The following is an 8,676-nucleotide window of genomic DNA, read 5'->3' as shown; positions in this document are numbered from 1 at the left end:
AGCCCCGCGACCAACGCGCGCCCCGCGGCGACCGCCCGGCCGCGGAGGACCGCCCGGCCCGCGGCGACATCCCACCCCACGCCGACCGCCCGGCCCGCGACCAACGCCCCTCCCGCGGCGACCGCCCGGCCGCCGAGGAGTTCCCGGCCCGCGAAGGCGGGCCCCGTGGCGAATGGCCGCGCGAAGAGTGGCCCCGGGACGAGCGCGGCCCGCACGACGACCGCGCCCTCCGCGAGGACCAGCCGCCGCGGCGGGTCCCGCCGCAGGCCCCACCGCGTGGCGGCCAGCCGCCGCGCAACGCCGGTCCGGCGCCCACGCGGGTCCAGCCCGTGCCGCCGCACAGCGGGCCACCGCCCGCCGGACCGCCGGGCCACCCGCAGAGCGGCGCCCAGCCGGTCGGACCGCAGCAGGGCCCGCCGCCGCACAGCGGCGCGCAACCGGCCGTGCCACCGCCCGGCCAGCCGCTGAGCGGCGCTCAGCCGGTCGTTTCACCGGGCGGTCCGCAGGGCCCGCCGCAAAGCAGCCCGCAGCAGGGCCCGCCGCCGCACAGCGGGGCGCAACCGGCCGTACCACCGCCGGGCCTCCCGTTGAGCGGCGCCCAGCCGGTCGTCTCACCGGGCAGCTCGCCGCAGGGCCCGGCTCCGCACCAGGGGCGGCTCCCGCAGCCCAACCCGCCGCTGACCCCGCCGCCGGGCACGCCCGTCCCGCCGCGCGGGCGCGGCTCCCGCCGTCCGGCGCCGGTCCGGCCGTGGCAGGAGGAGGCCACCCAGGTCCAGCGCCAGCCCGACCCGGAGGCGACGCGGTTCATCCCGCGCACCGCCGGCGTCCCGATGAACTCGCGCTGGCCGGTCGCCGACCCCGACGTCATGCGGCCGTACGACGCGCTGGCCACCCAGGTCATGCCGGCGCTCAAGGGCCCGCTGGTCAAGCCCCGGCCGGGCGAGGACGTACCCGAGGCCCCGGCCAAGGCGCCGTCGCTGGCGAAGGCGTCCGGCCGGATGGCCATCGCGTCGCTGATCAGCCGGATCACCGGCTTCCTGTGGAAGCTGCTGCTGGTCGGCGCGATCGGCCAGGGCATCGCGAACGACTCGTTCAACGTCGCCAACACGATGCCGAACATCATCTTCGAGCTGCTGATGGGTGGCGTGCTCGCCAGCGTGGTGGTGCCGCTGCTGGTGCGGTCGCAGGACGATCCGGACGGCGGCACGGCCTACACCCAGCGCCTGATCACGGTGGCGTTCTCGCTGCTGCTGGTCGGCACGGTGGTGGCGGTGATCGCCGCGCCGGCGTTCACGAGCCTGTACGTCGACTCCTCCGGCAAGGCGAGCGCGGACCTCACCACGGCGTTCGCCTACCTGCTGCTGCCGGAGATCTTCTTCTACGGCGTGTTCGCACTGCTCTCGGCGGTGCTCAACGCCAAGCAGGTCTTCGGGCCGACGGCCTGGGCGCCGGTGATCAACAACCTGGTCGTCATCTTCACGATCCTGGTCGTCTGGATCATGCCGGGCGACATCGACACCACGCACGTGTCGATCACCGACCCCAAGGTGCTGACGCTGGGCATCGGCGTCACCGGCGGCATCGTCGCCCAGGCGCTGCTGCTCGTCCCGCCGCTGCTGCGGTCCGGTTTCCGGTTCAAGTGGCGCTGGGGCATCGACAAGCAGATGAAGGAGTTCGGCGGCCTCGCGCTGTGGATCCTCGGCTACGTCGCGGTCAGCCAGATCGGCTACACGATCAACACGCGCGTGCTGACCAGCGGTTCACCCGGTGGGGTCACGGCCTACAGCAACGCCTGGCTGCTCTTCCAGCTGCCGTACGGCGTCATCGGCGTCTCCCTGCTGACGGCGATCATGCCGCGGATGAGCCGCGCGGCCGCCGACGGCGACCACAAGAAGCTGATCGGCGACCTGTCCTACGCGTCCCGGATCTCCACCGTGATGCTCGTGCCGATCTCCGCGGTGATGACCGTGGTCGGCGGCTCGATCGGGATCGCGCTGTTCACCTTCGGCAAGGGCACGGTCGACACCGCCGAGCGGCTCGGCGACGCGCTCGCGATCTCGGCCTTCGCGCTGCTGCCGTACGCGCTGGTCATGCTCCAGATGCGGGTGTTCTACGCGATGAAGGACGCGCGGACGCCGACGCTGATCATGATCGTGATGACGCTGGTCAAGGTGCCGCTGCTGTACCTGTGCCCGGTGCTGCTGTCGCCGGACAACGTCGTGCTCGGCGTGATGATGGTCAACGCGCTGACGTTCGTGGTCGGCGCGATCCTCGGCCAGGTTTGGCTGTGGGTGACGCTGGGCAACTTGCGCAGCAAGCGGGTGATCGGCGTGATTCTCTTCACGGTCGTCGCGAGTGTCCTGGGGGTGGCCGCCGCGTGGGTCGTTGGCAAGCTCGTCCCCGACTCGTTCGGCCCCACTTTCGGTGCGTGGGTGAAGCTGTTGCTGCAGAGCATCGTCGGCATCGTCGTCTCGTTCGGCGTGCTGATGGCGCTGAAGGTCGAGGAGCTGCAACCGGCCACTTCGAGGTTCACCCGGTTGATCAAGCGCGGGTAACGATTCCGGTACGGATGGCGACGACTCCCGCGTCGTATTCTGGGTACCCTCGACGACGGGGATCGAGCGGGAGCGAGTGAGGGTGGACACGAGGCGGAGCGAACAGGCGGGGGGTGCGAACCACGTGGGCAAGGCCCAGGTCGGATCGCTGGCCCCCGGGCGTGTGGTCGGCGACGGCCGCTACCGCCTCCTCGCGCAGTTCGGCGTGGACGAGCGGGGCGACGCGCACCTTTGGCGTGCGCGTGACGGGCAGCTGAAACGGGACGTGGCGCTGACCCTGCTGGTCGGCGACCCGGCGGATCCCGAAGCGGCCCGGCTGGCCCGGCGCACGCTCGAACGCGCCACCCACGCGTCGAAGTTCGGCCACGGCGGTGTCGCCCGCGTGCTGGACGTGCTCGCGCTCGGCAGCGGCATCACCTCGAGCGAGGGCCTGCTCGGTGTCGTGGTCGCGGAGTGGACCAAGGGCAGCGACCTGGTCGACCTCGTCGCGCAGCGGCCGGTGGCGCCCGCCGCGGCCGCGCGGATGGTGCAGGCGCTGGCCGAAGCCGTCGAGCAGGCGCACCAGAACGGCCTCGTGCTCGGCCTCGACCACCCCCAGCGGCTGCGGTTGACGCCGAACGGCGCGTTGAAGCTCGCGTTCCCCGGTCCGCTGCCGGAGTCGACGCTGCGCGACGACGTCAAGGCGCTCGGCGCGGTGCTGTACCTGCTGCTGACCGGCCGCTGGGCGCTGCCCGGCGGCCCGCCCGCGATCCCGGCGGCCCCGATGACGCCGCAGGGCCGGGTGGTCCCGCCGCGCCAGCTGGTGCCGACGGTCCCGGCCGACCTGTCGTCGCTCGCCGTCCGCACGATCGAGGACGGCGGCAACGGCGGCATCCGCACCAGCGCCGCCATCCTGCGCGTCCTCGACCAGGTGGCCGAGGAAGAGGAGCGCACCCAGCTGATCAAGGCCGTCGGCGGCGACCCGGCCGAGGGTGAAGGCACCGTCTGGACCACGAAGAAGCCGGTCAAGGACGTCGCCCGGCGGCGCAAGCTCGCCCTCGGCGTCACCGTGCTGGTGGTCGCGACCGTCGTCATCCTCGCCTGGGGCGGGCTGATGCTGATCAACGTCTTCCAGGGTGAATCGAAGTCGAGCGGGCCGACGATCAACGTCGCCCAGCCGCCGGCCTCGAGCCAGGCCGCCGGATCGGCGCCGCCCGCGTCGCCATCGGCTCCGGCCCCGCCGCCGGCCCCGAAGGTGGGCGACCCGGTGCGGCCGCAGTCAGCGGCCGTCTACAACCCCGAAGGCAAGGGCGACAACACCGGCCGGGCGAAGAACGCGATCGACGGCGACCCGGGCACGGTCTGGAAGACCGAGCAGTACCGGCAGCAGTTCCCGGTCATCAAGCCCGGCGTCGGGCTGGTCCTCACGTTCGAGAACCCGATCAACCTCAGCCAGGTGAAGATCAACGCGGGCACGCCCGGCACCAAGGTCGAGATCCGCTCGGCGACCGAGAAGAACCCCGAGCTGGCCGACACGAAGGTGGTCGGCAACGGCGACCTGAAGGACGGCGAGACGACGATCGCGCTGGCGCAGCCCACCCAGAGCAAGTACTTCATCGTCTGGATCACCGCGCTGGGTGGCGAAGACGGCGAGTACCTCACCCAGATCGGTGACCTGTCCTTCCTGCCTGCGGGGTGATGCACCCGACAGGGTCAGTAGGCTCTGCCGGGTGACAGCTGCAGCTCCCACGGATGCGGATCTGATAGCGGCTCACGCCGCGGGGGACCCCCATGCGTTCAGCGAACTCGTCCAGCGACATCGCGACCGCATGTGGGCGGTGGCCCTGCGCACGGTCCGCGACCCGGAGGAGGCCGCCGACGCGTTGCAGGACGCGTTCATCTCGGCGTTCCGCGCGGCCGGCAACTTCCGAGCGGAGTCGCAGGTCACCACGTGGCTGCACCGGATCGTGGTGAACGCCTGCCTCGACCGGATCCGCCGCCGCCAGGCGCGCCCCACCGTGCCGCTCCCGGAAACCGGCTTCAACGAGCCCGCCACGCCGCGCGACTCGATGGCCGAGCGGGAGACCAGCCTGCTCGTGCGCGAGGCGCTCGAGCAGCTGCCCGAAGACCAGCGCGCCCCGATCGTGCTGGTCGACGTCGAGGGGTACTCCGTCGCCGAGACGGCCAAGATGCTGGGCATCGCCGAGGGCACGGTGAAGAGCCGGTGCGCGCGGGGCCGCGGGAAACTCGCGAAGGTTCTCGGGCACCTGCGGAACCCCGATGCGATTGCGAACGTCCCAACTCACGAAAGCAAACGGGCCGGGCGTCAGCCGGGTAGCGGGGAGGGACGATGACGGACGAAAGCCGGGGGATCGGGGGGACCATCGGTCCGCCCTGGTCTGTCGACGTGCTCGCCGACCTCCACGCCGGTGTCCTGGACGACACGCAGGCGGCGGAGCTGTGGCCGCTGGTCAACGCCGATCCCGAAGCCAGGGCGATCCTGGACGCCCTCGACGCCACGCAGGCCGACCTGGCCGCCCTCGCCGACGCGCCGGCCCCGCCGATGCCCGCGGAGTTCGCCGCCCGGCTGGACGCGGCGCTGGCCGCCGAAGCAGCGGCCGCCTTTCCTGCCCGGCCGCAGCCGAGTGCACCGCAGGAAGCCCAGGTGGTGGACCTCGCGGCGGCCCGGCGGCGCCGGAACAAGCGGCTCGGCTGGGCCGCCGGCGTCCTGACCGCGGCCGCGGCGGCGGTCGTCGCGGTGACGATCGCCATCCCGAACACTTCGCAGCAGAGCGGCACGCCGAACGTCGCCGCCCCGACGGGCCCGTCGGTGGCCAGTGACGGCAGCGGCGCGCAGGCCTTGCTCGGCAAGTCGGTCGGCGTCCGCGACTTCGGCCCCCTGCAGAACGAGGATCGGCTGGACGCGTGCATCGCGGCGGCCGGGCTGGATCCGAAGGTGCGGCCGGAGGGCATCCGGCCGGTCAACGTCGGCGGCAAGGCCGGGGTGATGATCATCCTGACCACCGGCAAGCTCGCCCAGTTCCGCCTGGTGGCCTTCGGCGCCGACTGCGGACCCGGAAATCCGGCGGTGCTCTTCGACAAGGTCGTGGGGGAGAAGTAGCGCTGTGACATCCGGGGCTTCGCCCCGGGCCGGGGGCTCCGCCACCCGGACCCCCGTGAGCGGCTCGTCACCCCGGGAACACCGCCACCTACGATCGTGTTGAGCCTGGTACAGGTCACTACGAGCGGAGGTCAACGGGTGGCTGCCGAGGAAATCAGGAACCTGATCATCGTCGGGTCGGGTCCTGCCGGATACACCGCTGCCGTCTACGCGGCGCGGGCCCAGCTCGAACCGCTGGTGTTCGAGGGCACGCAGTTCGGCGGCGCGCTGATGACGACGACCGAGGTCGAGAACTTCCCCGGGTTCCGCGACGGCATCATGGGCCCGGACCTGATGGAGGAGATGCGCAAGCAGGCCGAGCGCTTCGGCGCCGAGCTGCGCGCGGAGGACGTCGAGTCGCTGGAGCTGACCGGGGACGTCAAGTACGTCACCGCGAACGGCAAGCGCTACGCCGCCCGCGCCGTGATCCTCGCCATGGGTGCCGCGGCGCGGTACCTGAACGTCCCGGGCGAGCAGGAGCTGCTCGGCCGTGGTGTGTCGGCCTGTGCGACCTGTGACGGCTTCTTCTTCCGCGACCACGACATCGTGGTCGCCGGCGGTGGCGACTCGGCGATGGAGGAGGCGACCTTCCTGACGAAGTTCGCGAAGTCCGTCACGATCGTCCACCGGCGCGACGAGTTCCGCGCCTCCAAGATCATGCTCGAGCGCGCCCGCGCGAACGAGAAGATCAAGTGGCAGCTGAACTCGCAGATCACCGGCGTCCTGGGCGACGGCAAGGTCGAGGGCCTGCAGCTGAAGGACACCAAGGACGGCTCGGAGTCGACGCTCGACGTGTCGGGCTTCTTCGTCGCGATCGGGCACGACCCCCGCAGCCAGCTGGTGAAGGGGCAGGTCGACCTGGACGAGGACGGCTACGTCGTCACGAAGGGCAAGACGTCCTTCACGAACCTCGACGGCGTCTTCGCGGCCGGCGACCTGGTGGACCGCACGTACCGGCAGGCGATCACCGCCGCCGGCTCCGGGTGCAGCGCGGCGATCGACGCGGAACGATGGCTCGCGGAGCACGGCGAAGCGGACGCGCACGAGGCGGCCGAGCTCGTCGGCGGCGGCTACGGCGCGGGCACCAACTGACTTACGGCTTCCAACCATCCCTGAAGGAGAAACACATGGCCAACACCGTCAAGGTGACCGACGCGACGTTCGTCGACGAGGTCCTGACCAGCGAGAAGCCCGTGCTGGTCGACTTCTGGGCCACCTGGTGCGGCCCGTGCAAGATGGTCGCCCCGGTGCTCGAGGAGATCGCGGCCGAGAACGGCGAGAAGCTGACGATCGCCAAGATCGACATCGACGAGAACCCGAACACGCCGCGTGACTACCAGGTGATGTCCATCCCGACGCTGATCCTGTTCCAGGGCGGCAAGCCGGTGAAGCAGATCGTGGGCGCCAAGCCGAAGGCCGCGCTGCTGTCGGACCTCGCCGACGTCCTCTGAACCGAACAAGCCCGGTGAACCCGGGGCCTGCGGGAATCTCCTGCGGGTCCCGGGTTCGCCGCGTTCGGGGGAATCTGTCCCGGATGAGTTGAGTCGAGCGTGACAGCGACGACCGGGGGTACTCCACGATCGGGCCCTTGACGAACCGACCGGGCCTACGCTGTCACCCAGAGTTGGCAAGGCACAATAGAGGACCTGGGCTTGTCCCAGCGAAGGTTTTCCGAAGTCCTGCCACGCACCGAGCCCCCGAATCGGTGCCTTAGGAAGAGCGAGGAGTGCATGCGGGTACTCCGCCGCGGTGACGCCGGTCCGGACGTCGCCGAGATCAGGTCCATCCTGGCCGGGATGGACCTGCTCCCGCCGGTCACCGGTACCGACGACTACGACACGTTCGACGTCGCGCTCGAGCACGCCGTCCGTGCCTTCCAGCAGCGTCGTGGGCTGATGACCGACGGCATCGTGGGTCCGGCGACGTTCCAGGCGCTCAAGGGCGCCAGCTACCACCTGGGCAGCCGCCCGCTGTCGTACATGATCGCCTCCCCCGTGCACGGCGACGACGTCTTCACGCTGCAGGAGCGGCTCACCGAGCTCGGCTTCGACGCCGGCCGCCCCGACGGCTACTTCGGGCCGGCGACCGAGCGCGCGCTCAAGACGTTCCAGCGCGACATGCGCCTGACGCCGGACGGCATGTGCGGCCCGGCCACCATCCGCGAGCTGCACCGCCTGTCCTCGCCGCGGGCCCGGGGCGGGCGCCCCGTGTTCCTGCGCGAGCAGGAGCAGGTGCGCCAGGCCGGTCCGCGCCTGCGCGGCAAGCGCATCGTGATCGACCCGGGCCACGGCGGCGACGACCTCGGCGTGGTCGCCCGCGGCCTGCGCGAGGCCGACATCGCGTGGGACCTCGCCCGTCGGCTCGAAGGCCGGATGAAGGCCACCGGCATGGAGGCACTGATCTCCCGCGGCCCGAACCACAGCCCCACCGAGCTGGAGCGCGCCAAGTTCGCCAACGACGCGGGCGCCGACCTGTTCCTCTCGCTGCACAGCGACAAGAACGCCTCACCGCGCGCGCAGGGTGTCGCGAGCTTCCACTTCGGCAACGGCAACGGCACGACGTCCACGGTGGGCGAGCTGCTGGCCGGCTTCATCCAGCGTGAGGTCGCGGCCCGCACGGGCATGCTCGACTGCCGCACGCACTACAAGTCGTGGGACATCTTCACCCGCACCCGCTGCCCGGCGGTCCGGGTCGAGATCGGCTACCTGACGAACCCGGACGACGCCCGCAAGCTCGGCGACCCGGCGTTCCGCGACATCGTCGCGGAGGGCATCCTGATCGCCGTGAAGCGCCTGTACCTGCTCGGCGAAGGCGACCAGCCGACGGGCACGTTCACCTTCGCCGACGTCCTGGCGCACGAGCTCGCGAAGGCCGAATAGGGTCGACCACAACCCCTAGCGGCTCTCCTTCACCTGTCCCACCACCCCTGGGGACGCGACGCTCGCGTCCCCAGGTTTCGGGACAGTTCTCCACAGCTTGTCC

The 8,676-nt window shown here is 71.5% G+C and carries 8 protein-coding genes; 7 read left to right on the top strand and 1 reads right to left on the bottom strand.

Going from position 1 to position 8,676, the window contains the following annotated elements; genetic code table 11:
- Positions 1-437, bottom strand: a 437-nt coding sequence (locus ACWEGE_RS11705; protein ID WP_449660382.1) for a hypothetical protein, incomplete at its 3' end; no start/stop codon positions are given.
- Positions 438-587: 150 nt separating this feature from the next.
- Between ACWEGE_RS11705 and murJ the strand changes: the two genes are divergently transcribed.
- The 7 genes from murJ to ACWEGE_RS11670 all read left to right on the top strand — a co-directional run bounded on the left by murJ (position 588) and on the right by ACWEGE_RS11670 (position 8,573).
- A complete protein-coding gene (murJ, locus tag ACWEGE_RS11700) occupies positions 588-2,555 on the top strand; it encodes a murein biosynthesis integral membrane protein MurJ (RefSeq protein ID WP_449660381.1) in 1,968 nt (655 codons plus the stop codon).
- An 82-nt stretch (positions 2,556-2,637) separates the two neighbouring features.
- Complete coding sequence (locus ACWEGE_RS11695; RefSeq protein ID WP_449660380.1) at positions 2,638-4,233, top strand: protein kinase family protein; 1,596 nt, start codon at positions 2,638-2,640, stop codon at positions 4,231-4,233.
- A 31-nt stretch (positions 4,234-4,264) separates the two neighbouring features.
- Positions 4,265-4,888 (top strand): RNA polymerase sigma factor SigM, encoded by a 624-nt coding sequence (sigM, locus tag ACWEGE_RS11690; RefSeq protein WP_449660379.1) that lies wholly within the window; start codon positions 4,265-4,267, stop codon positions 4,886-4,888.
- Positions 4,885-5,655 carry a hypothetical protein gene (locus tag ACWEGE_RS11685; protein WP_449660378.1) on the top strand — a complete coding sequence of 257 codons (771 nt, stop codon included), beginning with the start codon at positions 4,885-4,887 and terminating at the stop codon, positions 5,653-5,655. The genes sigM and ACWEGE_RS11685 overlap by 4 nt, the downstream gene beginning before the upstream one ends.
- Positions 5,656-5,793: 138 nt before the next feature.
- On the top strand, positions 5,794-6,786 hold the full coding sequence (gene trxB, locus ACWEGE_RS11680; RefSeq protein ID WP_449660377.1) for a thioredoxin-disulfide reductase: 993 nt from the start codon (positions 5,794-5,796) through the stop codon (positions 6,784-6,786).
- 35 nt (positions 6,787-6,821) lie between these two features.
- Positions 6,822-7,145 carry a thioredoxin gene (trxA, locus tag ACWEGE_RS11675; protein ID WP_003082899.1) on the top strand — a complete coding sequence of 108 codons (324 nt, stop codon included), beginning with the start codon at positions 6,822-6,824 and terminating at the stop codon, positions 7,143-7,145.
- 279 nt (positions 7,146-7,424) lie between these two features.
- Positions 7,425-8,573, top strand: a complete 1,149-nt coding sequence (locus ACWEGE_RS11670; protein WP_449660376.1) for an N-acetylmuramoyl-L-alanine amidase — start codon at positions 7,425-7,427, stop codon at positions 8,571-8,573.
- Positions 8,574-8,676 lie beyond the last annotated feature (103 nt).

This window comes from Amycolatopsis sp. NPDC004747 (genome assembly GCF_053601335.1).
The sequence above is the reverse complement of the archived record's forward strand: the minus strand, read 5'-3'. Positions and strand labels throughout refer to the sequence as shown.